Below are 24,468 nucleotides of genomic sequence, written 5' to 3'. Positions count from 1 at the left end.
CACGTCAGGAGCACGCGCATGTGCGGAATCACCGGCTGGGTGTCCTTCCACAGGGACGTCCGCCACAGCGCCGCCGTCATCGAGGCGATGACCGTCACCATGGCCCTGCGCGGCCCGGACGCCGGCGGGGTCTGGCTCGGCGCCCACGCCGCACTCGGCCACCGCCGCCTGTCCGTCATCGACCTCGAAGGCGGCGCCCAGCCGATGGCCGACCGCCCCGACCACCCGGGCGTCGTGCTGACCTACAGCGGCGAGGTCTACAACCACCACGAACTGCGCGCCCACCTCACAGCCCGAGGGCACCGGTTCGAGACCCGCAGCGACACCGAGGTCGTCCTGCGCGCCTACCAGGAGTGGGGTGACGCGCTGGTCGACCGCCTGGAGGGCATGTACGCCTTCGGCATCTGGGACGAGCGCGAGCAGCGGCTGCTGCTGGTGCGCGACCGGCTCGGCGTGAAGCCGCTGTTCTGGGCCGAGGTCGACGGCGGCCTGGCCTTCGGCTCCGAACCGAAGGCCCTGTTCGCGCACCCCGAGGTCACCCCGGCTGTGGACGCCGACGGTCTGCGCGAGGCGTACAGCCTGCTCTTCAACACGGGGCCCACCATCTGGGCCGGCGTGCGCGAGGTCCACCCCGGCGGCCTGCTGGTCCTCGACCGGGACGGCATCCGCGAGCGCCGCTACTGGCAGCTGGAGGCCCGCCCGCACACCGACGACCTCGCCGCCACCACCGAGCAGGTCCGCTCCCTCGTCAACCGCGCGGCCCGGGCCCAGCTGGAGGCCGACGTCCCGCTCTGCAGCCTGCTCTCCGGCGGCCTCGACTCCACCGTCGTCACCGCCTTGGTCGCCGACGAACTGCGTCTCGCCGAGGGCCCCGGGGCGAAGCTGCGGTCCTACGCCGTCGATTACAGCGACCAGGCCGAGCAGTTCACCGGCGACGTGCTGCGCACCGGCCACGACACCCCGTTCGCGACCGAGGCCGGAGCGTTCATCGGCACCGACCACTCCACCGTGACCCTCGACCCGCGCGCCCTGCTCGACCTCGGGCACCGCCGGGCCGTCGTCGTCGCCCGGGACTCGCCGATCGGTGTCGGCGACATGGACACCTCGCTCTACCTGCTGTTCGGCGAGATCCGCAAGCACTCCACCGTCGCCCTCTCCGGCGAGGCCGCCGACGAGGTGTTCGGTGGCTATCCGTGGTTCCACAGCCCCAAGGCGCTCGCTGCGCAGACCTTCCCGTGGTTGCTGGTCACCGGCGACGAGGCCGCGATGCCGATGAACCCCGAGCTCTCACGGACGCTGCGCATCGCCGAGTTCCGTGACAGCACCTACCGCACCTCCCTCGCAGCCGTTCCGCATCTGGACGGGGAGAGCCCGGCCGAGCACCGGGGACGGGAGATGCAGCACGTCTCGCTCACCCGCTGGCTGCGCCAACTGCTGCATCGCAAGGACCGCCTGAGCATGGCGCAGGGCCTGGAGGTCCGCGTCCCCTACTGCGACCACCGCCTTGTCGAGTACGCCTTCAACGCCCCCTGGGCGCTCAAGAACCACGACGGCCGGGAGAAGAGTCTGCTGCGCTCGGTCGGCCAGGGCATCGCACCGGCCTCCGTCCTGTGGCGGCCCAAGAACCACTACCCCGCCACCCACCACCCCGACTACAACAGCGGCCTCCAGGCACTCGCCCACGAGGCCCTCGACGCCCCGCAGGTGCGCGACATCGCCGACGAGGCGGTCATCAAGGCGACCCTCGACATCCCGGCCGACCAGCTCCGGTGGGGCCACCGGCTGCGCCTGGAACGGGTGGTGGACCTCGCCCTGTGGCTCGACCACCACAAGCCCGCAGTCAGCCTCTGACCTCACCTGTCCCCGTTACCCCCGAGGAATTCGCCATGACCACTCCTGACCGTGCCGAGGGCCGCTGCCCCGTCACCGGCGCGACCGCCGGCGAGCCGATACCGCTGTACGGCGCCGCCTACAAGACCGATCCCTACGACCTGTACCGCCGCATGCGCGACGCGGGTCCCGTCCACCGGGTGCGCTTCCCGTCCGGGATCGCCGCCTGGCTCGTCACCGGCTACGAGGCCGCCCACTCCGCGCTCAACGACCCGCGCCTGGGCAAGAACCACCGTCTGGGCAACGACAACTGGCGTGCGCTCGCCTCGATCATGCCCGAGCCCCAGCACTCCCGGCTCCAGGTCCACCTGCTGCACCAGGACCCGCCGGAGCACACCCGGATGCGCCGCCTGGTCCTGGACGCGTTCGCCCCGCGCCGCATCGAGGCCATGCGCCCCCGCTTCCAGGAGATCGCCGACCGGCTCGTGGACGCACTGCCCGCCGAGGACGGCGCCGACCTGGTGGCCGGCTTCGCCGCGCACTACCCCTTCCGTGTCCTCGCCGAGGTGATCGGTCTGCCGACCGAGCAGGCCGCCCGCTTCGACCGGGACTGGGGCAAGGTCGTCCAGCCCGTCGGCCCCCAGGACCCCGGCCGCCCCGCCTACGAGGGCCGGTTGTCCGGCCTGCAGACCTACATCGCCGACGTCGTCGCCCACAAGCGCGAGCACGCGGAGGACGACCTGCTCTCCCGCCTGGTCGTCGCCCGCGACCGGGGGGAGCTCACCCCGGAGGAACTCGACTCGATGATCTTCCAGCTCCTGGTCGCCGGCCAGGAGCCCGTCACCAACCAGATCAGCACCATGATGATCACCCTGCTGCGCCACCCCGACCAGCTGGAGCGGCTGCGGGACGAACCGGAGCTGATGCCCCGGGCACTCGAGGAACTCCTGCGCCACGACGCCGCGTTCGAACTGACCACCTGGCGGTTCTTCGCCGAGGACAGTGACCTGCACGGCACCCGCATCCCGGCCGGCGACTCCGTCATCGTCTCGCTGTGCGCCGCCAACCGCGACGAGCGGCAGTTCCCCGACGCCGACGCACTCGACCTGGAGCGCAGCCCGAACGCCCACCTGGCCTTCGGCCACGGCGTCCACTTCTGCCCCGGCGCCGCGCTCGCCCGGGCCGAACTCCAGATTGCCGTCGCCACCCTGCTCACGCGCCTGCCGGGCCTGCGGCCCGCAGTTGACCTGGACGAGTTGAGCTGGATCCCGGCGGTCCTCGCCCGCGGCGTCAACAGCTTGCCGGTCACGTACGACAAGCGCGTCTGACCCGACCCACCCCAGCCACACACCGGTCCCGGCGCCCGGGCGCCCGCCCCATCGAAAAGGGGCAGGCGCCCGGGCGCCATCTCGCCATGCCCTCACGGAGGAGAAACGTGCCCACCACCGAAACCGTCATGGCCCAACCCGTATCGACCTCCAGAGACGTCCGGCAGACCTGCGCCGCCGTTCTGGAACTGCTCCTGCCACACCGTCGCAGCACCGACACCGACCTCCCGGCCGCCGTCGGCGACTTCCCCGAACAGCTTTGTCAGATAGCCGAGTTCGTCGATCAGGGCGACCCGATCGTCTTCACCCTGCCGGGTTTCCCCTGCAAGTCCCCGAGCCCCGCCAAGGTCCTCGGACACCTCCCGGACGAGGGAGAACGTCTCTCCCTCACGTTCCTCGACGACCTGTGCAGGAGGGTCGGCGAGGTGTACGGGCCCGGGGCGAGAATGGCGATCTGCTCCGACGGTCACATCTTCGGCGACCTGATCCGCGTCCCCGACCCGCACATCGACGCCTACGCCGACGAACTCGCCGCCATGATCCGCCGCGAGAACCTCACCCACCTGTCCGTCTTCGACCTGCGCGACGTCCTCGGCGATCTGGCATACGACGAGAAGCGCGCCCGCGTCCACGCCAGGTACGCGCCCACCGTCGAGGCCCTGCGCGCCGAGGTGAGGGCGGATGAGCACACTCTCGCCCTCTACCTGGGCATCACCCGTTTCCTCACCGAGGACACCGTCGACTTCACCGGCACCAGGTCCGCGCTCCAGCGCGAGTGCAGACAGCGGGCCTACGGCGTCATCCAGCGCAGCCGCGCCTGGGGCGACCTGATCGCCGAACACCACCCGCGCACCGTGCGCCTGTCCATCCACCCGCAGCCGCGTGGCGCCGCCAAGTTCGGCATCCGCCTGCTCGACGCCCCCGACGCCTGGGCCACCCCCTGGCACTCCGCCGTACTGCACCGCCCCGACGGCACCTGGGAACTGGTGCGCCGACCCGAGGCCGAACGGCAGGGCCGGCTGGTCCTGCGTGACGGCCGCCCGAGCCACTTCGAGACCAGCTGACCGTACCGAGAGCCGGGCGGCCCCAGGTCCCGTGGGGACCTGGGGCCGCGCTCCGGCGAATCGTGCGACAGGCGCAGATCACACCGCCGTGCGGGACTTCCCGGCGGCCGGCGCGTCGGCGGTGCGCCGGTGGTCGAAGGCGATCAGCGGGTCTCCCGTCAGCGGATGGTCCACCACTGCGGCCCGGACGCCGAACACCTTCGCCAGCAGGTCCGGGTTGAGCACCTCCCGCGGAGTGCCCGAGGCCACCAGAGCGCCCTCGTGCAGCACGTGCAGCCGGTCGCACAGCGAGGCCGCGGCGTTGAGGTCGTGCAGCGAGATCAGCGTGGTGCGCCGCTGCTCGCGCAGCAGGGCCAGCAGCTCCACCTGGTGCCGGACGTCGAGGTGGTTGGTCGGCTCGTCCAGCACCAGCACGTCCGGTTGCTGGGCGAACGCCCGTGCGAGCAGTACCCGTTGCCGCTCACCGCCGGACAGTTCCGCGAACCGGCGGTCCGCGTACGCCCGCAGACCCACCCGCTCCAGTGCCCCGGTCACCGCCACCCGGTCGTTCTCGTCGTCCCCGGCGAAGGCCCGCTTGTACGGGGTGCGGCCCATCGCCACCACCTCGCGGACGGTGAACTCGAAGTCCGAGCCGCGCTCCTGCGGCAGCGCGGCGAGGTGTCGGGCGGCCTCGGCCGGAGCCATCGACCGGACGTCCCGGTCGGCCAGCAGCACCCGCCCGGCGCGCGGCTTCAGGTGCCGGTAGACCGTGCGCAGCAGGGTGGACTTGCCGCTGCCGTTCGGGCCGACCAGGCCGGCGATCTCGCCCTCGGCGGCGATCAGGCCGATGTCGGAGAGGACATCGCGTCCGCCGAGGGCGACGGTGATGTCCTCGATGGTGATCCTCATCAGCGTTCCAGCCGTCGGTCGAGGAGACAGAGCAGGACGGGGGCGCCGATGACGGCGGTGACGACGCCGATCGGCAACTCCTGGGTGTCCAGGGCGGTGCGGGCGACGGTGTCCACCACCACCAGGAGGACGGCGCCGGTGAGAGCCGACAGTGGTAGGAGGCGGCGGTGGTCGCCGCCGACGACCAGGCGGCACACGTGGGGTACCAGCAGGCCGACGAAGCCGATCGCGCCGGAGACCGCGACCAGCACCCCGGTCAGCAGACTGGTCACCGCGAACAGCTCACGGCGCAGGCGGGCGGTGTCGACACCGAGCCCGGCTGCGGTCTCGTCACCCATCAGCACGGCGTTGAGGTGCCGGGCCCGGGCCTGGAGCGCGAGCCAGCCGAGCGAGACGGCGACGGCGGGCAGGACGAGCTGGTCCCAGGTGGCGGCGCCGAGGCTGCCCATCAGCCAGAACAGCACGCCCCTGGTCTGCTGCTCGTCCCCGGCCTGGAGGACGAGGAAGCTGGTGAACCCGGACAGGAACTGTCCGATGCCGACCCCGGCCAGGACCAGGCGCATCGGGGCGAAACCGCCGCCGCGCCGGGCCATCGCCCAGACCAGGGCGAAGGAGGCCAGTGCCCCGGCGAACGCGGCGGCCGAGACGCCGAAGCCGAAGGCGAATCCGGTGCCCGCGCCGAGGACGACGACGGCGACCGCACCCAGGGAGGCACCGGAGGAGATGCCCAGCAGGTAAGGGTCGGCGAGCGGGTTGCGGACCAGCGCCTGGACGGCGGTGCCCACCAGGCCGAGCCCGGCGCCGACCAGTGCGGCAAGCACGGCGCGGGGGGCGCGCAGCTGCCAGACGATCAGGTCCCGGGTGCCGGCCTCGGGGACGGCGCCGGTCAGCCGGCGTCCCACCACCGTCCAGACCTCCCCGACGGGGATGTCCACGGAGCCGAGCGAGACGGCGAGGGTGAGGGCCGCGACGAGTGCGGCGGTGAGTGCGGTCGCGACGACGCCGGCCCGCGCGGCGCGCGTCGGCCGGCGGTCGGTCGCCGCAGTGGCGGTGGTCATCTACTGCGCGCCCTTGACCAGGTCCGGGTGGATGGCGGCGGCGATCTGCCGGACGGTGTCGGCGTTGCGGATGCCGGCGATCGTGGTCACCTCGGAGCCGACCCGCAGGAACCTGCCGTCCTGAACGGCCTTGATGCCCCTGGTGGCCGGGAACTCGCGCAGGAACTTCTCCGCCTCGTCGTACGCCTTCTTGTTCTCGGCCTCGCTGCCGCGACTGCGCACCCCGAGCTGGATCCAGTCGGGGTTCCTGGCGACGACGTCCTCCCAGGAGACGGGCTTGAAGTCGCCGTCGAGGTCACCGAACACGTTGCGTGCTCCGGCCAGGGTGATCACGGCGTTGGCGACCTGCCGGTTGCCCACCGCCATCGGCTGCTTGGTACCGGCGTCGAAGTCGAAGAAGAAGTAGCCGGGCCGCTGGTCCGCCGCCACACCGGCGAGCGCGGTCTTCACGGCGCCAACCTTCTTCTCCATGTCCGAGACCAGCGCGTCGGCCTTGGCCGAGGTGCCGGTGACCTGGCCGAGGCTCTTGATGTCGGCCTCGACGCCGGTCAGGTCCTGCACTGCAGCCGGGGCCATCGCCGCGCACGCGGTGGAGTGCAGGAAGACCCGCTTGATGCCGGCCGCCTGGTACTCCTGGTCGGTCGGGGTCACTCCCATGCCGCCCATGCCCCCCATCTCACCGAAGGTGTCCACGTACAGGTCGGCGCCCGAGCCCAGCAGTTTCTCCTTCGGGATCACCATGTCGCCGAGCACCGGGACCTTGGCGCCCGCGTCCGCGAGGTCGACGGGAAGGGTGCCCTTGCCCGGCGGGAAGCCGGTGCCTATCACCCTGGCGCCCGCGCCGAGTCGCAGCAGCGTCTCCAGGCTGGACGCGTTGCTGGTGACGATCTTCTTCGGCGCCGCGTCGAAGACGGTCTCCTTCCCCGCACAGTCGGCGGCCTTGACCGGGAAGGCCGCGGCAGCGGCCGTACCACCGGCCGGGGCGGACGCCGTGCCCGTTCCCGCGTCGCCCGACTTCGCACCGCCGGCACTGCCGCAGCCCGTGACGAGAAGGGCGACCACGGCAGCGATGCCGCACAACACGCGAGAACGCATGGAACTCTCCTGGAGGATCCGAGTGCACAGGCGCGCCTCTGCGTGCCCTGCCAGTAGTCGTCCGGATCATGGACCGAGTTCCCACGAATCCCGGAATTCTTCCCGGGAGCCCGCCATGCGCAGTCGGCGCCCCCGTGTCCGTGCACCGGCCCGAGCCGCCGCATGGGCGGTCAACTAGCGCCTGGCTTCGTGGACATGTTTCCCCGATGAGAACTGCGCTGCTGTGTCTGGTGTTTCGGTGGCGGCCGACTAACATGAGGTTTCCTCATGTTCCATGCTGGTGTGAGCAAGGAGTCAGGCTGTGCCGAACCGACTCGACCTGCCGGCGGGTTTCCGCTGGGGAGTCTCGACCGCCGCGTACCAGATCGAGGGGGCGGTGGACGAGGACGGGCGCGGGCCGTCCGTCTGGGACACCTTCGCCGCCCGGCCGGGGGCTGTCCGGGATGGGCAGACCGGGGCGGTGGCCTGCGACCACTACCACCGGTGGCCCGAGGACGTCGCGTTGATGCGGGGTCTCGGACTGGACGGCTACCGGTTCTCGATCGCCTGGCCGCGCATCCAGCCGACCGGTGCGGGAGCGGTCAACCCGGCGGGGCTCGCGTTCTACGACCGGTTGGTGGACGGGCTGTTGGAGGCGGGGATCACCCCGCTGCCGACCCTGTTCCACTGGGACCTCCCGCAGGCGCTGGAGGATGCCGGCGGCTGGCTGAACCGTGACACCGCGTACCGGTTCGCCGAGTACGCAGCGGCGGTCGTGGACCGGCTAGGCGACCGGGTGCCCGCCTGGATCACGCTCAACGAGCCCTTCGTGCACATGGTCTACGGCTACGCCCTGGGCATCCACGCCCCGGGGCACGCCCTGATGCTCGACGCGCTGCCCGCCGCGCACCACCAGTTGCTGGGCCACGGCCTGGCGGCCGAGGTGCTGCGCGAGCACGGCCGGGAGGTGCTGATCGCCAACAACCTCACCCCGGTCCGGCCGGCCAGCGCCGACCCCGCCGACGTGGCGGCCGCCGACGCCTACGACGCCCTGCACAACCGGCTGTTCACCGACCCGCTGCTGCTCGGGCGCTACCCCGACCTGTCGGCCTTCGGCGTCACCGAGGACCTCGGCGGTGCGGTCCGACCCGGTGACCTCAAGCTCATCGCTGGCTCCGGCCTCGACGGACTCGGCGTCAACTACTACAACCCCACCCGGATCGCCGCCCCCACCGACCCCGGCCTGCCCTTCACCGAAGCCCCGATCGAGGGCGTCCCCCGCACCGCCTTCGACTGGCCCGTCGTCCCGGACGGCCTGCGCGAACTGCTCACCGGTCTGCGCTCCCGGTACGGCACCGCCCTACCCCCGATCACCATCACCGAGAACGGCTGCTCGTACGGCGAGGAGTTGGACGACCAGGAGCGGATCAGCTACCTGGACGGCCACCTGCGCGCGGTCGAGGCGGCGGTGGCCGAAGGAGTCGACGTGCGCGGCTACTTCACCTGGTCGCTGCTGGACAACTTCGAATGGGCCGAGGGCTACCATCAGCGCTTCGGCCTGGTGCACGTCGACTTCGAGACGCAGCTCCGCACGCCGAAGGCGTCGTACGCGTGGTACCGCGATCTGATCGCTGCTCACCGGGATCGATCCGTCGGCTAGCCTCGGCCTTTCACGGCGGGCACTGTCCGACGGGTGATCAGAAAAGAGAAAAGTGCTTCTGACCTGCAACGATGGGACTTGTCTAGGGTCCAGTCAGCTGCGTGGAAAGAAGCACTTCTCAGGTGAACAGTATCGGGTCGTATCCGCGTGTTCGCGTCGAGGGCAACGGTCGTGGGGTGGTCTCGCAGTCCGGTGCCGTGCTGCTGGTCGAGACGGCCCGCAAGGTGGGGCTGGATGCGGCGATATCGACGGCGCTGGTGCCGTGGCGCAAGGCGCGTGTGGTCCATGATCCCGGCAAGATCCTGCTGGATGTCGCGCTCGCTGTGGCCCTTGGCGGGGACTGCCTGGCCGATGTCGCGATGCTGCGGGCCGAGCCCGCCGTGTTCGGCCCGGTGGCCTCCGATCCGACCGTCTCCCGTCTGGTCGACACCCTCGCCGCGGCCGGGCCCCGCGCACTCGCGGCGATCCGTCGGGCGCGGGCCGAAGTCCGCGAGCGGGCCTGGCGGTTGGCCGGCGAGGCGGCCCCGGACGCGGGCGGCGAGGTGACCGTGGACATCGACGGAGTGCTGGTCCTCGCGCACTCCGAAAAGCAGGACGCCGCCAAAACCTGGAAGAAGACGTTCGGGCACCACCCACTGTTCGCGTTCGTCGACCACGGCCGCGAGGGGTCCGGGGAACCGGTGGCGGGCCTGCTGAGGCCGGGGAACGCCGGCAGCAACACGGCCGCAGACCACATCGAAGCGGCCCGGACGGCACTGGCCCAGCTACCGAAGAAGTACCGGCGCGGACGCCGAACCCTGATCCGCACCGACTCCGCCGGCGGCACCCACGACTTCCTGAACTGGCTCACCACACGCGGCCGGTGGCTGTCCTACTCGGTGGGGATGACCATCACCGGCGGCATCCACCAGGCCGTGCTGAAGATCCCGGCCTCTGCCTGGACCCCCGCAGTCGAACCCGGCGGAGAGATCCGCGACGGCGCCTGGGTCGCCGAACTCGCAGGCGACGTCCTGAGCGGCTGGCCGAAGGGGATGCGGCTCATCGTCCGCAAGGAACGGCCGCACCCCGGCGCGCAGTTGCGCTTCACCGACGCCGACGGCATGCGCCTGACCTGCTTCGCCACCAACACCACCCACGCCCCGATCGCCCGCCTGGAGCTGCGGCACCGCCAGCGGGCCCGCGCCGAGGACCGCATCCGCGCCGCCCGCGACACCGGACTGCGCAACCTGCCCCTCCACCGGTTCGCGCAGAACCAGGTCTGGCTGGAGATCGTCCAGCTCGCACTCGACCTGCTCGCCTGGATGCCCATGCTCGCCCTGACCGGCACCGCCCGCCGCTGGGAACCCAAACGCCTACGGCTGCGGCTGTTCTCCGCCGCCGCCCAGCTCGTCACCACCGGCCGCTGCCGCTACCTCCGCCTGGCCCGCCACTGGCCCTGGACCGACACGATCACCAGCGCGTTCGCACGCCTACACGCCCTGCCAGACCCCGGCTGACCAGCGATAACGCCCCACCCCGACGAGCACTCGACCACTTCCGGAGCTGTGGAACCCGGCGCCCACCCGACGCGACAGCCGGGCCCTCGGCATTTCTACAGGTAGAAAACCCAGCCCGGACAAGCAGAAACGACCCGCCAGCCAAACTGACGAGCCGTCATGCAAGATCGAGGCTAGGAGCCGTCCGCTGCCGGACTTGGCGGTTCCGGTCGGTGAGAGCGAAACCGATCGGGATCGCCGCACGGGAGCCGACGATCCCGCCACGGATGCCGTCGTCCGCTCTGTTCGACGGACCTGCTGCCCCCCGCAGTCAACCTGTGAGATTGCAGGTTCCCTGCGGATTTCCACGGCGTCATCCTTGTGCGAGGGCGGCGGACCGCCCACATTCGCTGATATCCGGGGGCAGAGATGGCGCGCGTGGCAGGAACGACTGGTGGCAGGTCGATCGGTACGAGGTTCGCCGCAGTGGCGGCCGCCGGGATGCTGACCCTGGCCACAGGCGTGTTGGCGGCAAGTCCGGCGCAGGCATCGGGCAGCTACCAGGGATGCCCGTCCGGGGCGGCCTGCATCTACGCGCAGGACAAGGGCTGGAACGGGGGCCACCCGGACCTCATCTTCTGGGAAGGGGTCTACAACCTCAGCTACCAGGAGGGGAACCACATCGTCTTCAACAACCAGACCGACGGGTGGAAGGTCGAACTCCGCGAGGGGTGGGGCGGTACCGGGACTGTGCGGGTCTATGTGCAGCCGGGCGAGCACGACGTCGAAAACCTGTCGCCCATCAACTCGGTTGTCCTCAGGCCGGCGTAGTCGTCGCCGAGGCCAGAGCCGGCACCCGCGGCCACTGGCTCCTGGGAACGGCCCGGTCGGCCGGTCGGCGGTCGCAGCACGAAGGATCCGGTTCTGCCTCCTGGCGGACCGGATCCTTCGTCGTTCCCCACCAGTGCCGGTGGGGAGTTGGGGAGTTGGTGACTTTCACCAGGGCGAGCAGGTGCCCGGGTGCGGTCGGGTACGAGGTGGGGCTCGTCGCCCCGAGAGGGCCTGCGGCCGGGCCGGGCGGCATGCGGTGCGGGCGAACCGCCCGCCCGACCATCGGGCGCGTGGTCCGCTCGGGCACGACGAAGGCCCGGTCCGCCACACCGGTACCGGGCCTTCGGGCTGAACCCACCTGGGCTCTGCGAAGAGTCAGCCGAACACCTCAACGAGACCCGTGGCCCGAGAGTCCCGAACGAACTCCGTCAGCCACCGCGGTCCCGAAGGCACGGGGCCGGGATCTCAGTTGCCGCCGCAGGGGACCACGAAGTACACCGGCGTGTAGTCGATGCGCTCCATGACCGGGTACCACACCGTTGACCCGATGGTGTCCCCGTCGGAGGCCTTGAACAGCGCGTCGGTCCGGTAGTTGGCCGGCGTCTGGTTGTTCCGGTAGGAGCCGATGCCGTTCCACTCGTGCAGGGCGTAGCTCGTGCAGTTCGGCAGTCCGAACACGCGCCCGGTGTAGGACGGTCCGGTGTAGAGGCAGAAGTCGCCCGTGGCGCAGTAGTTGTGGATCGTGCCACCGGTCACCCAGGCGCCCGAGTTGTCGGTGCTGCTGGCCATCGCGGGCTGCGCCAGGAGGCCGATCGCGGCGAATGCGCCGGCCAGTGTCACCGCGGCTGCTCTGCGAAGCTTCAAGATCTGTTCCCTTTTGCTGAAGTGGTACGGGATGTTGCGCCCGGCCCCGGCTGATATTCCGCCGAATATTGGGGGCTCGGGGGGTTCGTGCTATCGGCTCCGCGAATCGCGAGACATGGCTAATGGCGGAAACCCTCGGTATTTCTACCAGGGAGATTGCCGATCGATGACCTACGACCTCATAGGTTGACCACGGTGTGCGGACGGTGGGAGCTCAGCCGCAGGGGCGCACGTAGTACACGGGGGTGAGGTTGACGGCGGGCTCGGCCCCGTACTGGAGCCACCCGTATCCGATGACGGTCCCGCCGGCGTTCTTGAACTGCGCGTCGGTGTTGTAGCTGTCCGGCGTCTGGTTGTTCTTCCAGGAGCCGACGCCGTTCCACTCGTGCAAGGCGTAGTCCGTGCAGTTCGGCAGCCCGTACACGCGCCCGGAGTAGAGCATGCCGGTGTAGAGGCAGAAGTCGCCCACGGCACAGTAGTTGTGGATCGTGCCGCCGGTGACCCAGGCGCGCGAGTTGTCGCCGCTGGTGGCCGTCGCGGGCTGCGCAAGGAGGCCGACCGCGGTGAATGCGCCGGCCAGTGTCACTGCGGCTGCTTTGCGAAGCTTCAAGGTTTTTCCTCTGTGCTGAAGTGGTACGAGACGTTGCGCCCGGCCCGGGCTGATGTTCCGGCGGATCACGGGGACCCTGGGGTTCTTGCGCCCTCGGCCGGGTGAACAAGCGAAGCGCGAGGCGTGGCTGACGGCAGATTTCTACCAGCAGGGTCGCCGGTCGCCTACCTATGACTTCATAGGGCGACCGTGGTGTCAGGGTGGTGGCCGGTGGGACGGCAGCTGCGATCGACCGGGTCGGAGTCTCCGACGGGCACCGCGCGCGACCTGACGGCCCGTCGGCCCGGTGGTTCGTCAACGCGAGGGCCGGAGGGTGTCAGGTGGAGTCGGGCGCGCCGGATCGGGTGGTGTCGTGGGCGGCCAGGGCGGCGCGCAGGGTGAGTTGGTCGGTGCCTCGGGCGGCGTCCAGGCCGGTGAGTTCGGTGGCTCTGCGGAGGCGGTAGTCGACCGTGTTGGGGTGGACCTGGAGGCGGGCGGCGGCCTGGCGGCGGTCGAGGCCGCAGGCGAGGAAGGTGCGCAGGGTGTCGAGGAGTTCGGGGCGCCGGGCCAGGGGGACGAGCAGGGCGGCGAGCCTGTCCCGGGCGGGGCTGGGGCGGCTCAGCTGGTACTCGAGGAGGAGGTCGTCCAGGAGGTGGAGGCCGGGGCCCCGGCCCGAGGACCGGGCCACCTCCCGTAGCTCGCCGACCAGTCGGGCGGCGTCCGCGACGCCGGCCGGGGCGGCGGCGGCCGCTGCCACCAGCAGTTCGGCGCCGCACATCCGGCCGAGGTGCTCGACCAGGCGGGCGAGCCGGTCCCGGTCTGCGGGGCCGAAGTCGGCGGGCGGTACGTCGGCCGGGATCAGGACCAGCCCGCCGTTCCCGGACAGCGCGGACAGCGGTACGCCCGGGGTCTGGCGCTGGAGTTCGTTCCGCAGCCGGCGGAGTTTGCGGCGGGCGGCCACGGCGTGGTTCACCCCGGGGAGCAACTCGTCGGGGTGCGGTCCCATGGTGATGCCCAGGACCAGGTAGCAGGGCGGCAGCGGCAGGCCGGCCCGGTCGGCTGCGGACCTCGGGTCGCCGCCCTCCAACAGCCTTGACAGCAGCGCCTGTCGGGCGACCTGCTCGTCGCCGAGTGCGGCCTGCCGCTCCTGGACGTACCCGGCGGCGACCGCGCAGCTGACCAGCCGGAGGTAGTCGAGCAGCCGCTGCTGCACCAGCAGCACGTCGGGCAGGTCACCCGGTACGGCGGCGGAGAGGACCCGGTCCGCGCACTCCTGCGCACCGAAGTGGTACGCCCCGACCACGGCCTCCAGTGGGACGCCCTCGTCCGCGCGCCGGGCGGACGACTCGTTGATCCTCGCGAGTTCGGTCCCGCCGGGCAGCTCGCCGGTGCGCAGCACCTCGGTGAAGGCCCGGATGCCGCGCTCCACCTCCCGGGTGATCTCGCCCCGGAGCTGCTCGGAGGGGAGCGCCCCGTAGGCGGGCAGCTGTTCCACCAACCGGGCCATCACGGCGGGTGCCAGCGCCACCGCGGCGGCCTTGAGCCGCTCGTGGACGGGTACGCCGCCGAGCTGCGGGACCGAGGCGGGTTCCACCGCGTTGGATGAGGTCACAATCCACCTCGCGAATCTCTGTGGTCCGGCCCGGGGACGCGGCGCCGTACCGCGGCCATCATGGTCTTCGGGACGTTACTGACCAGTTGGTAACACGCTCGCCGGTGGGACCACCAGAGGTGTGCGCCTCCCGACCGCACCGTTCACCGGACCCCCGCGCGCCGACCCCCACCCCCACACCGGCGCCGTGCAGTTCACCTCCGGGGACCGGACGCCTGACCACCCTTCAGGCCCTGCACCGTCGCCAGGTCCCGACCATCCCACCCACGAATCGGGGAGTCATGCCCAAGCACACCTCGCGGCTGCTGGCCGTCGCCGTCACCGCCGCCCTGTCCCTGGCCGTCGCCGCAGGACCGGCCGCAGCTGCCGGACCGTCGGCCGCCGCGGCGGGCGACCGGTTCTACACCTACGACGGCAGCGCGCCGCTGGCCTCCTTCGCACCGGGCACCGTCCTGAAGACCCGGACCCTGCAGTACCACCTGCTGGGCCTGCCCACCCCGGTGAAGGCGATCCAGCTGCTGTACCGCACCACCGACGCCCAGGGCCGCCCGTCCGCCAACGTGACCACCGTGGTGCGGAGCCTGACCGGCGACGGCAGCAAGGCGGTCTCGTACCAGTCCTTCTACGACTCCCTCAACCCGGCGGACGGTCCGTCCCGGGCGATCGCCGGCGACCTCTCGCTCGGGGGGCTGATCCCGAACGTCGAGGCCGTCTTCCTGGTGCCGCTCCTGGCGCAGGGCTACAACCTGGTCATCCCGGACACCGAGGGTCAGACCGCCGACTTCGCGGCCGGACCGGAGTACGGGACCACCACCCTGGACTCGATCCGCGCCGCGACCGGATCGGCGGCCACCGGCCTGGACGCCGACACCTCCTTCGGCCTGATGGGCTACTCCGGCGGGGCCATCGCGACCAACTGGGCGGCCGCGCTGGCGCCGGGCTACGCACCCGACGTCAACCGGAAGCTGGTCGGCTACACCGAGGGCGGGCTGCTCGTGGACCCGGCCCACAACCTCAAGTACGTCGACGGCTCGCTGGCGTGGAGCGGCGTGATCCCGATGGCGGTGATCGGGGTCTCCCGCTCCTTCGGCATCGACCTCAAGCCCTACCTGAGCGACTACGGCCTGACGGTCTACCAGCAGCTGGAGCACGGGTCGATCACCGATGCCGTGGGCCACTACCCCGGGCTCACCTGGAAGAAGATGGCGAAGCCGCAGTACGCCGACCCGAACTCGGTGCCGGCCTTCCTCGCGGCGGTGAACCGGATCAACCTCGGTTCGGCCCCCACCCCGACCGTCCCCGGCTACATCGCCCAGGGCAACGGCGGCGTCCTGGAAGGGACCTTCGGCAGCCCCGCCGGCATCGGCACCGGCGACGGGGTGATGGTCGCGGGCGACGTCCGGGCCCTCGCCCGGCAGTACTGCGCCACCGGGAACGACCCGGTCAAGTACCAGCAGTTCGACCTGCTCAGCCACGTGGGCGTCCCCGTCGTCTGGGCCCCGCAGGCCCTCGGCTGGCTGAACGACCGCTTCGCGGGCCGGACCGCCCCCTCCGACTGCGGCCACATCCCGGCCGGGAACGTCCTGACCCCGGAACTGCCCGCCCCGACCTCCTGACCCGGCACCGTCCGCGAAGCCCGAGGCCCCGCCGCACCGTGCCCCACGCGGCGGGGCCTCGCGCGCCACGGATGCCTCGGAAGCTACCCGAGCGGGAGCGCGGAGTGGTCGACCGTTCGGCAAGGACTTCCGCCGGCCGGAACCGGGTCGATCGGCTGCACGGGTGAAGTACCCGTCGGCCAACGGGTGGAGAGCCCTCCCGGGGGTGTGCGGTCGGTGATCGGGGGAAGGCAGAGGTCACGGTCCGTCACTCGTGGAGGTCCCGACATGGTGCTGTTGCTTCTGGTGCTGCTCATCCTGGCTGTGGTGGAGATCGGCTGGCTCGGCGGGGAGGGACGTCACCGAGGGCGCCGCCGACTGGTGCGGGTCGCGACGGAGCCGCAGTCGGTGCCCCGGCACCGCCGCTGAGCCCGCCCGGGCGGGGTGCCGGCCGAAGGCGGTGGCCCGGTACGGTGCCGGGATGGGAAAGACCGTCACGTATCTGGAGATGACCGGGCGCGGGGAGCTGACGCCCGGTCAGGTGGTGCCCGCGTTGGTGCTTCGACGCGAGGAGGGCCTGTCGGAGCTGGTGCGTTCGGTGCAGGCCCGGGTCGGCGCGGCCTACGGGTGGCGCAGTTCGGCGCGCACCGACCGGGAGTGGGAGGAGGTGGCGCGGGCGCACCCGCAGCGCCGGTACTGGCTGGTCGTGCTGGCGGGCGAGGTGGCGGGGATCGCCGCGCTGGAACCGCAGCCGGGTGGGGAGGTGGAGCTCCGGACCTTCGGGCTGCTGCCGGAGTACGTCGGCCGGGGGCTCGGCGGGCACGCGCTGACGCTGGCGCTGCAACAGGCATGGGAGACCGAGCCGTTGGAGGCGGAGTCGGTTCGCCGGGTGTGGTTGCAGACCAACTCGAACGATCACCCGAGCGCGCTCGTCAACTACCGGCGCCGGGGGCTGCGCGTCTACCGCACCGAAGTCGAGCCGTAGGGTCGGTCAGAGCCGGACCAGCGCCTCCCGGGTCAGGTCGGCGAGGCCGGGGTAGCCGTCGACGGCCATGATCAGGTCGGCCTCGGCGAGCAGGGCGCGCAGCACGTGGACGACGCCGTCGGTGCCTTCCAGGGCCAGGCCGTAGGCGTACGGGCGGCCCACGCCGACGGCGGTGGCGCCGAGGGCGAGGGCCCTGACCACGTCGGCGCCGGTGCGGACCCCGGAGTCGAAGAGCACCGGCAGGCCGTCGGCGGCCGCGACCACACCGGGCAGGGCGTCGAGGGCGGGCAGGCCGCCGTTGGCCTGCCGGCCGCCGTGGTTGGAGCAGTAGACGCCGTCCACGCCGCCGTCCTTGGCGCGGCGGACGTCCTCGGGGTGGCAGAGGCCCTTGAGGACGATCGGCAGGTCGGTGAGCGAGCGCAGCCAGGGCAGGTCGTCCCAGGTCAGTGGATTGCCGAAGACGCGTACCCACTCCAGTACGGCGGCCCCCGGGTCCTCCTCGGGCGCCTTGGCGAGGCGGGCCCGGAAGACCGGGTCGGAGGTGTAGTTGGCCAGGCAGTGGCCGCGCAGCTGCGGGAAGTTGCCGGCGGCCAGGTCGCGGGGGCGCCAGCCGGTGACCCAGGTGTCGAGGGTGACCACGATGCCCCGGTACCCGGCGGCCTCGGCCCGGTGCACGAGGCTCTCGGCCAGGGCCCGGTCGGTGGGGGTGTAGAGCTGGAAGAAGCCGGGGGTGTCGCCGAACTCGGCCGCCACCTGCTCCAGCGGGTCGACGGTCAGGGTGGAGGCGATCATCGGCACCCCGGTCCGGGCGGCGGCCCGGGCGGTTGCGAGGTCACCGTGGCCGTCCTGCGCGCACAGGCCGATCACGCCGACCGGTGCCATGAACAGCGGCGAGGGCAGCCGCAGGCCGAACAGGTCGACCGACAGGTTCCGCCGGGCCGCGCCGACCATCATCCGTGGCACCAGGCCCCACCGGCCGAAGGCGGCGACGTTCGCCCGCTGGGTGGACTCGTCGCCCGCCCCGCCCGCGACGTAGGAGAGCAGGGACGGCGGCAGCGCCGACTGCGCCCTGGCCTCCAGCTCGGCGAAGGTCATCGGCATCGTCGGCAGCACGCCGGCCAGCCCGTTGAAGTAGATCTCGTTCTGGTAGTCGCCGAACTGCTGGGCCATCGCTCGGAAGCCTTCCTGCGGTCAGGTCGGTGGGTCCGCCACCGTCAACGGTGGGTGGTCGAGGGGCTGGGCGGCCAGGGCGGCCACCAGGGCGAGCCGCGAGGTGACTCCCAGTTTGCGGTAGATCCGGGCGAGATGGGTCTCCACCGTACGGGGGCTCAGGAAGAGCGCGGTGGCGATCTCCTTGGTCCGGGCACCGGTGGTCAGGATGTCGGTGATCTGACGCTCCCTCGTGGTGAGGGCGGTGAGGCCGGCGGCGGGAGTGGCGGAAGCGGCCGGCGGTGCGGGTTCGGGCCGGGTGTGCGCCGTCGCGTCGACCTGTTCCCTGATCCGGCGGGCCCCGGTCTCGTCGGCGAGTTCGCCGGCCTCGTGCAGCCAGGCCGCGCCGCGCTCCGGCTGCCCGTTGGCGGTCTGCACCGGGGCGCCCAGCGCGAGCGTCCAGGCCCACTGCCCCTTCAGGCCGCTCGCCCGGAAGCGGTCGACGGCCGAGTCGAACAGCCGGGCGGCCTGCTCGGTGTTCGCGTGGGCGGCGAAGACCGCCGCCTGGGCCCGCTCCGCATAGGCGAGCTGGGACGGCAGTGCGACCGCCCTGGCCGCGCTCTCCGCCCGGGTGGCCCAGCCGTGCGCCGCCGTCCGGTTGCCGGCCTGGAGCGCCGCCGCCGACAGCACCGCGTACGAGGACGCCCGGTTGCCGGCCGGCACCAGCGGCAGGTCGGGTCCGCCGCCCGCCTCCAGCAGGACCCGGCTGCACCGGGAGTGTTCGCCCGCCATCAGCAGGGTCTGGGCGAGCACCCCCGCCGCGACGCAGCTCCACCAGGTCGAGGGGTACGGGCCGGTGTCGACGGCCCGGGAGGCCAGCTCCACCGCCCGGCCCGCCTCCGCCGAACCGCAGGTCCACACCAGGCAGCTCGCCTCCAGGGCCAGCGAGAGCCCGAGCAGGTCCTGGTTGCCCAGCTCGCGGGCCGCCTCGGTGGCCTCCTCGGCCGTCCGGCCGGCCCGCTCCGCGCTCCCGGTCCAGAGCTGGAGGAAACCGTGGCCGAGCAGCAGGTGCGGCAGGAGATGGCCCTGCCCGCCCTGCCGGGCGAGTTGGAGGCCGCGCTCCAGGTGGCGGCGGGCCTCGGGATGGTGCTCGGTCAGCAGCTCGCCCCAGCCGAGCTGGGTCAGCGTCTCCGGGGAGGAGGCCAGTTGGGCGTCCGGCAGCGCGTCGGTCCGGGCCGCGCACCGGGCGAGTTCGCGGACAGCCCGCCGGGTGGCGCCGAGTTGGGCCTGGCCGAGGCCGCTGAGCGCCAGCAGGCCGGCCTCGCCGACGGCGTAGCCGAGTTCCTGGGCCATCGTCAGGGCCGACTCCACCACCGGGATGGCGTGTGCGTAGTCGCCGCGGAGGATACTGGTCGAGCCGTACTCCCGGATCAGCTCGACGGCCTCCGGCGAGGCCCCGGTGGTGAGTTCGGCCAGCTCGGCCTCGATCACGGCGGTGGCCTCGGGGTAGTGCCCCAGCATCCGCTCGGTCCGGGCGCAGACGGTCACCACCTCGGCGCGGGCGCGGGCCCGGTCCGGTCCGGTCGGCTGCTGCCGGAGCACCTGTTGGATGAGTGCGCGGCTCTCGGTCAGCCTGCCGCAGGTGTGCAGGGCCTGACTGCACGTCAGCAGCAGCCGCAGCCGCTGGGAGCCGGTGCCCGGGTGGTCCGGCAGCGCCCGCAGGGCGGCCTGGAGCCAGCCGGCGGCGGCCTGCGGCAGGGTGTTCAGCACCTCCAGCGCGGCCTGTTCCAGGGTGTTCGCCGCGGCCTGGTCGTGACCGCTCAGCGACCGCTCGACGTGGGTGGCGAGCTCGGTGGCCAGGGCTCCCCGGTCGGTGAGTTCGGCCAGTGCCCTGCGGTGCGCGCCCAGCCGCCACACCGGGTCGCCGTGGTCGTAGACGGTGCGGCTGAGCAGCGGGTGGCGGAGGCTGAACAGGGCGGTGTGCGGGACGGCGCGCAGCAGGTCGCGGCGCACCAGGTCGGCCGCCGCCGTGAGCACCCGGTCCGGTGGGAGCTCGGACACCGCGTGCAGCGACTCCACCGAGAACCGGTCGCCCAGGACGGCGGCCGCGGCGGCCAGCAGCGCCGAGTCCGGCCCCAGGCCCGCCAGTTCGCCGAGCAGCCGGTCGGTGGGCTGCTCGAAGCGGCCGTCCGTGCCGAGCGGTCGGTCGGTGTCGGTCAGGGCCAGCAGGAGCAGCGGGTTGCCGCCGCACTGGAGGAAGAGGTCCCGGGCGTTCGCCCGGGGGTTCACCAGCGCGGCCAGTTCGGCGCAGTCCTCGGCGGTCAGCGGCGGCAGGGCCAGTCGGTGCACGCCGGTGCCCGGCAGGCCGTTGGCGAGCGTGCCGAGCAGCCGGGGCGCCAGCTGGCGGGGCCGGTGGGCGGCCAGCAGCAGTAGCGGGCCGGTCAGTTGATGCCTGATCAGGTGGTCGGTGAGCTCCACCGACCTCGGGTCGGCCCAGTGCAGGTCGTCCAGCACCAGCACGGTGGGCTCGTCCTCGGCGAGCCGCTGCAGCAGGCCGCCGACGGCCTGGCAGACCCGGAACCGCTCGACGTCGAGCAACTCGGGTGATCCGGTGGGGCGGTGGGGGAGGCTGTCGGGCCCGAGCGGTCCGAGCGCCTCGTCCAGCCGGTTGCCCAGCGCGTCCCGGTAGACCTGGAACGGCACGTCCGACTCGAACTCGGTGGCCCGGCCGGACAGCACCCGGACTCCCCGCCGGGCGGCGCGCGAGACGAACTCCGCGAGCAGCCGGGTCTTGCCGATGCCGGGCTCACCCGCCACCTCGACGAAACCTCCGCCGGCCGGAAGCCGGTCCAGGAGCCTTTCCCAGTGGAGGAGTTCGGGTTCGCGCCCGATCAGCGGTGTGGGCGGGATCTCCCGTGCGTAGTGCTGCCGCACGCCGGCCACCCCCTTCCAGCCGCACCGGCCAGGACGGGAGGTGCGCCCTGCTGGCCGGCGGATCACGCCCAGAGCAGGACAGAGACTATGCCGATCCGGGCTTCTACGTAAGGCCACTTCAGTACTAATACGGATGGTCGGCCCGTCGCCGCGCGCCCTAGATTCCGTGCTTGGGCCCGGCTCGCCGGCCGGGCCGACAGGTGCCCACAGGGTGCCGACCGGAGAGCACTGCCCGCTCTGATGCGGGCGGTGGTCCCCTTGTCGTCGGCCCCTCCACGGAGGCGGAATGACGCAGATCGAGCTCGACCGGCAGCTTCCCGGCGGGTCGGTGCACAACTCGACGCTGGTGGGCCTCGCCGCAGCGGTCGGCCTGCTACGGGAGATGACGAACGGTCACCCGGGCGAGCTGCTCTGGATGGGATCCGGCGACTGGGCGGGCTCACCGCTGCCCGGGCTGGTCCGGCAGGCGCTCGCCGGGCCCGGGCGCCCGGACCGCCTGCTGGTGCTGATCGACGGCACCTGCCGGGTGGCGGAGGTGGCCCCGTGGCTCGACGAGCCGGACCCCGGCCGGGTCACGGTCCGGACGGCGCGCCGACTCCCGCACGACCTGCTGATCGTGGACCGGCACGCGGTGCTGGTGCCGGCCGGTGGCGGCGCGGACGAGCCGCTGCTCGCGGTGGTCCGGGAGCCCGTCAGCGTGCGGACCATGCGGGGGCTGTTCGGCACCGTCTGGGGCGGCGCGGCGGCCCGGGGCGAGTTGTCCGAGCACGTGGTGCTCGGCGAGGACGACGTCAAGCAGCGCATCCTGGAGTTACTGGCCGAGGGGGCCAAGGACGCGGTGATCGCCCGCAAGCTCGGCGTCTCGCTGCGCACCTGCCGTCGCCATGTGGCGGAGATCCTGTTGGAGTTGGGCGCGGTCAGCAGGTTCCAGGCGGGCGCGGCCGCCGCCCGCCTGGGCCTGGTCGCCGCCCGGCGGGCGGTCTGTGATTCACCCTGACCGCCTGACCGCCTGACCGCCCCGCCGCCCGCCCGGTCAGGGCAGTTCGCTCCCGGTCAGCCGGAGCAGCAGCGCGGCCGTCCGCCCCTCCTGACCGGCCCCGGCCCCGAGCCGGTTGGCCGTCATGTGCAGATGCGAACCGAGGATGCCGTGGGCCCGGCGCACCCCGCCCGGTGCCGTGCTCCACACCGGCACCGCCGAGCGCAGCGGGTCGGACCAGGTGTCCCACGGTGCCCCGGGCTCGCGCATCAGCCGGAGCAACTCGGGAACGGCCGGGCGGAGTTGTTCGGCCTGGGCGGCCAGCCGGTCGTCGTCGGGGGCCGGCCCGCCCGCGCCACCGTCCTCCCGTACGTACGCGTGGGTCCAGGACGCCCAGCCGTCCCGGACGGACTCCAGGAACGGGCGGATCTCGGTCCGGGGGAGGGCGGAGGCGGACACCGCGGTGGCGGCCAGGGTCTGGGCGAAGACCTGCGGGCGGCCGCGCGGGGTGAGGCAGGCGCGGAGGGCGACGGTGCTGGAGTGGTGGAACAGGCGCTCGCTCAGGCCGAGCAGCCCGGGGCCGCCGTAGCGGTCCGTCTCCGGCTCGTACCGGGCGCGGACCACGCCCGGCGGGTGCAGGGTGCCCTGGTCCAGTGCGCCGGTGCCCTCGCCGGTCCGCGCCAGTACGCCGACCGCGTCGGCGTACTGAGGGACCGTCAGGCGCCGGTCGGCCGGGACCGCGGCGTCGACCGCCGCCACCGCGCGGGTCAGCAGCTGCTGGATCTCCCGGGCTTCGTCCTCGTCCGGGCCGTGGATGCGCAGCCGCAGGTGCGGGCCGCCCTGCCAGTAGCGGACGAAGAACCAGGGCCGTTCGGCGCCGCCCGGTGCGACGGTGTGCCGGGCGACCACCGGCGCCACCGCCCGGGCGAGCGCCTGGTCCGACACGTCGGTGCCGAAGGCGGCCAGGTGCAGGTGCCAGCTCCGCCAGCCGGAGTCGGTGGTCATGTCCGCAGGTCCAGCATCGGTTCGGCGAACCGCGAGCGGCCGCACACGGTCATGAACACCGGCACCGTCCGGCGGGGGAGGTCGGCCAGCCGCTGCACGCGGAACTCGTCGTAGGAGCGGGCGGGGCGGGCGTACAGGCCGAGCGCCGCCGCGGCCAGTTCGAGGCCGTGCGCCGTCCAGCCGCACCAGAGCTGGAGCAGCGACCAGGCCGCCGGGCCGAGGTCGGTGAGCAGCGCGGGCACGTCCACCGCGTAGGTCCACACCATCGACGCGTGCCGCAGCCCGCAGTCCGTCCCGGGGGAGACCGGATAGCCGAAGGCGGCCTGCAGCGAGGTCATCACCGTCGGGTTCTCCCGGACCGGCCGCAGCCCGTCCGGGGTCGCCTCGTAGTAGCCGGTCGGCCGGTCCCCGACGTTCTGCAGGGCCACCAACAGGCGGACCCGGCGGCCGATCTCGGCCAGTTCGGGGCTCGGGGCCGGTACGGCCGCCCAGGCGAGGAACTCCTGCACGGCAGACTCCGGCAGCCGGACGGGCCGGCCGGAGAAGCCCGACAGCCGGTCGGGCACCCGCCCGGCCGACCTGTTCCAGAACACGCCGTCCCAACCGGTGCCGGGGGGTGCGGAGTCGGCGGTGGCGGCGGGGATGCCGAGCGCCGGTGCGGCGAGCGGGTGCCGGGCCGCGAAGCGGTGCCCGTTGACCTGCTCGGCCTCGGTCAGCGAGGGATGCCCGGACTCGGCGGCCAGCAGCCGGTCCGCCGCGGCGAAGACCGCCGGGTCGGCCGGGGTGCCGGGGAGCGGCTGCCCGCCCGCCGGAGCGGTCAGACCGGACAGCGCGACCCGGACCGGAGCGGACCAGCGCCCGGGGCCGGCGGCGCCGAGCAGCCGGGCGGCGGCGGCCGAGTCCTCCCCGTCCAGGGACAACCGGGCCGGGACGCCCGCGAGTTGCGCGGCGACCAGCAGGCTGCGGAGGTTGATCCCGGTCTCCAGGTCGCCCAGCGCGCAGCGCAGCCGGCCGTACGGCGTCGGCAGGTCGGTGTAGCGGGCCGCCAGCAGCACGTCCAGGTCGCCGAGCGGCGCCGGTACCTCGGAGTCCGGCAGGTCGAGGTCGACCAGGGCGTGCCGGTAGAGGTCCAGGTAGCCGGCCCCGCCGCCGGAGACGGTGAGCACGTGCACGGGGAACTTGCTGCGGACCGAGGCGACCACCCGGTGGTCGTTGAACCGGTTGGAGGGCTCCCGGCGTTGCAGCCCGAAGGCGGTGAGCAGGAGGTGGCCCGCCCGGTCACCTGCGGCGGCGTCGGTGCGGCCGTGCGGGTACGGGGCCGCCGCCAGCAGGTCCACCGTGCCGTGCGGCAGGGGGTGGCCGGTCGAGCCCCGGGCCGCCGTCGGGGGCAGGGCGGTGGTGGTCGGTGCGGAGTCGTCGATCTCGATCGCCCCGCCGAAGAGTCCCTTGCCCGGGCCCTGTCGGTAGGCGAAACGGCGCACGTCGGTTACGGTCAACGTCGCTTCCTGTCATGGGTGCTGGGCGGCGGGCCGGGTCGGGCCCGCCGGACGG

20 protein-coding genes are annotated in these 24,468 nt (G+C 72.8%); 10 read left to right on the top strand and 10 right to left on the bottom strand.

Features of this window, described 5'->3' with window-relative positions:
- The first annotated feature begins 18 nt into the window (after positions 1–18).
- From asnB to OHV05_RS03020, 3 genes are all read left to right on the top strand, one after another.
- Positions 19–1,851 carry an asparagine synthase (glutamine-hydrolyzing) gene (gene asnB, locus OHV05_RS03030; RefSeq protein WP_405016194.1) on the top strand — a complete coding sequence of 611 codons (1,833 nt, stop codon included), beginning with the start codon at positions 19–21 and terminating at the stop codon, positions 1,849–1,851.
- A 35-nt stretch (positions 1,852–1,886) separates the two neighbouring features.
- Positions 1,887–3,158: a cytochrome P450 gene (locus tag OHV05_RS03025; protein WP_405016193.1), complete on the top strand. Its 1,272-nt coding sequence runs from the start codon at positions 1,887–1,889 to the stop codon at positions 3,156–3,158.
- A 128-nt stretch (positions 3,159–3,286) separates the two neighbouring features.
- Positions 3,287–4,222 carry an L-tyrosine/L-tryptophan isonitrile synthase family protein gene (locus tag OHV05_RS03020; protein WP_405021378.1) on the top strand — a complete coding sequence of 312 codons (936 nt, stop codon included), beginning with the start codon at positions 3,287–3,289 and terminating at the stop codon, positions 4,220–4,222.
- A 78-nt stretch (positions 4,223–4,300) separates the two neighbouring features.
- Here the strand turns inward: OHV05_RS03020 and OHV05_RS03015 are convergent, their stop codons facing one another.
- The 3 genes from OHV05_RS03015 to OHV05_RS03005 are packed head-to-tail and all read right to left on the bottom strand — an operon-like array spanning position 4,301 to position 7,263.
- Entirely contained in the window at positions 4,301–5,110 is an 810-nt protein-coding gene (locus OHV05_RS03015) for an ABC transporter ATP-binding protein (RefSeq protein ID WP_405016192.1), read from the bottom strand.
- Positions 5,110–6,168 (bottom strand): FecCD family ABC transporter permease, encoded by a 1,059-nt coding sequence (locus OHV05_RS03010; RefSeq protein WP_405016191.1) that lies wholly within the window; start codon positions 6,166–6,168, stop codon positions 5,110–5,112. Before OHV05_RS03010 ends, OHV05_RS03015 begins: the two co-directional genes overlap by 1 nt.
- Positions 6,169–7,263 carry an ABC transporter substrate-binding protein gene (locus OHV05_RS03005; RefSeq protein ID WP_405016190.1) on the bottom strand — a complete coding sequence of 365 codons (1,095 nt, stop codon included), beginning with the start codon at positions 7,261–7,263 and terminating at the stop codon, positions 6,169–6,171.
- Positions 7,264–7,564: 301 nt separating this feature from the next.
- Here OHV05_RS03005 and OHV05_RS03000 point away from each other — a divergent pair, with 301 nt between their 5' ends.
- The 3 genes from OHV05_RS03000 (at position 7,565) to OHV05_RS02990 (ending at position 11,208) form a co-directional block, all read left to right on the top strand.
- Positions 7,565–8,902, top strand: a complete 1,338-nt coding sequence (locus tag OHV05_RS03000) for a GH1 family beta-glucosidase (protein WP_405016189.1) — start codon at positions 7,565–7,567, stop codon at positions 8,900–8,902.
- 122 nt (positions 8,903–9,024) lie between these two features.
- A complete protein-coding gene (locus OHV05_RS02995) occupies positions 9,025–10,398 on the top strand; it encodes an IS1380 family transposase (RefSeq protein ID WP_405016188.1) in 1,374 nt (457 codons plus the stop codon).
- A 465-nt stretch (positions 10,399–10,863) separates the two neighbouring features.
- A complete protein-coding gene (locus OHV05_RS02990) occupies positions 10,864–11,208 on the top strand; it encodes a hypothetical protein (RefSeq protein WP_405016187.1) in 345 nt (114 codons plus the stop codon).
- A 465-nt stretch (positions 11,209–11,673) separates the two neighbouring features.
- Here the strand turns inward: OHV05_RS02990 and OHV05_RS02985 are convergent, their stop codons facing one another.
- The 3 genes from OHV05_RS02985 to OHV05_RS02975 all read right to left on the bottom strand — a co-directional run bounded on the left by OHV05_RS02985 (position 11,674) and on the right by OHV05_RS02975 (position 14,273).
- Complete coding sequence (locus tag OHV05_RS02985; RefSeq protein WP_405016186.1) at positions 11,674–12,072, bottom strand: peptidase inhibitor family I36 protein; 399 nt, start codon at positions 12,070–12,072, stop codon at positions 11,674–11,676.
- 214 nt (positions 12,073–12,286) lie between these two features.
- Positions 12,287–12,682, bottom strand: a complete 396-nt coding sequence (locus OHV05_RS02980) for a hypothetical protein (RefSeq protein ID WP_405016185.1) — start codon at positions 12,680–12,682, stop codon at positions 12,287–12,289.
- A 316-nt stretch (positions 12,683–12,998) separates the two neighbouring features.
- Complete coding sequence (locus tag OHV05_RS02975; RefSeq protein ID WP_405016184.1) at positions 12,999–14,273, bottom strand: PucR family transcriptional regulator; 1,275 nt, start codon at positions 14,271–14,273, stop codon at positions 12,999–13,001.
- Between the two features lie 281 nt (positions 14,274–14,554).
- Here OHV05_RS02975 and OHV05_RS02970 point away from each other — a divergent pair, with 281 nt between their 5' ends.
- From OHV05_RS02970 to OHV05_RS02960, 3 genes are all read left to right on the top strand, one after another.
- A complete protein-coding gene (locus OHV05_RS02970) occupies positions 14,555–15,889 on the top strand; it encodes a lipase family protein (RefSeq protein ID WP_405016183.1) in 1,335 nt (444 codons plus the stop codon).
- A gap of 267 nt (positions 15,890–16,156) precedes the next feature.
- The gene (locus OHV05_RS02965; protein WP_405016182.1) at positions 16,157–16,297 is read left to right on the top strand and encodes a hypothetical protein; all 141 of its coding nucleotides are present in this window, start codon (positions 16,157–16,159) and stop codon (positions 16,295–16,297) included.
- A 52-nt stretch (positions 16,298–16,349) separates the two neighbouring features.
- Positions 16,350–16,853 carry a GNAT family N-acetyltransferase gene (locus OHV05_RS02960; protein ID WP_405016181.1) on the top strand — a complete coding sequence of 168 codons (504 nt, stop codon included), beginning with the start codon at positions 16,350–16,352 and terminating at the stop codon, positions 16,851–16,853.
- 6 nt (positions 16,854–16,859) lie between these two features.
- On the opposite strand, the gene OHV05_RS02955 is transcribed toward OHV05_RS02960, so the two are convergent.
- Together OHV05_RS02955 and OHV05_RS02950 are read right to left on the bottom strand one after the other, a co-directional pair.
- Positions 16,860–18,023 carry an alpha-hydroxy-acid oxidizing protein gene (locus OHV05_RS02955; protein ID WP_405016180.1) on the bottom strand — a complete coding sequence of 388 codons (1,164 nt, stop codon included), beginning with the start codon at positions 18,021–18,023 and terminating at the stop codon, positions 16,860–16,862.
- Between the two features lie 21 nt (positions 18,024–18,044).
- Positions 18,045–20,936 (bottom strand): ATP-binding protein, encoded by a 2,892-nt coding sequence (locus OHV05_RS02950; RefSeq protein WP_405016179.1) that lies wholly within the window; start codon positions 20,934–20,936, stop codon positions 18,045–18,047.
- Between the two features lie 286 nt (positions 20,937–21,222).
- Here OHV05_RS02950 and OHV05_RS02945 point away from each other — a divergent pair, with 286 nt between their 5' ends.
- Complete coding sequence (locus OHV05_RS02945; RefSeq protein WP_405016178.1) at positions 21,223–21,933, top strand: helix-turn-helix domain-containing protein; 711 nt, start codon at positions 21,223–21,225, stop codon at positions 21,931–21,933.
- 36 nt (positions 21,934–21,969) lie between these two features.
- Here OHV05_RS02945 and OHV05_RS02940 read toward each other — a convergent pair whose 3' ends face one another.
- Positions 21,970–22,917, bottom strand: coding sequence for a thiopeptide-type bacteriocin biosynthesis protein (locus OHV05_RS02940; protein ID WP_405016177.1), 948 nt, complete (start codon positions 22,915–22,917; stop codon positions 21,970–21,972).
- Positions 22,914–24,413, bottom strand: coding sequence for a hypothetical protein (locus OHV05_RS02935; RefSeq protein WP_405016176.1), 1,500 nt, complete (start codon positions 24,411–24,413; stop codon positions 22,914–22,916). The genes OHV05_RS02940 and OHV05_RS02935 overlap by 4 nt, the downstream gene beginning before the upstream one ends.
- Between the last annotated feature and the right edge of the window lie 55 nt (positions 24,414–24,468).

It is taken from the genome of Kitasatospora sp. NBC_00070 (assembly GCF_045041205.1).
In the GTDB taxonomy this organism is placed as follows: domain Bacteria; phylum Actinomycetota; class Actinomycetes; order Streptomycetales; family Streptomycetaceae; genus Kitasatospora.
Note: the sequence above shows the minus strand (reverse complement) of the source record. Positions and strands in the feature narration are given on the sequence as shown.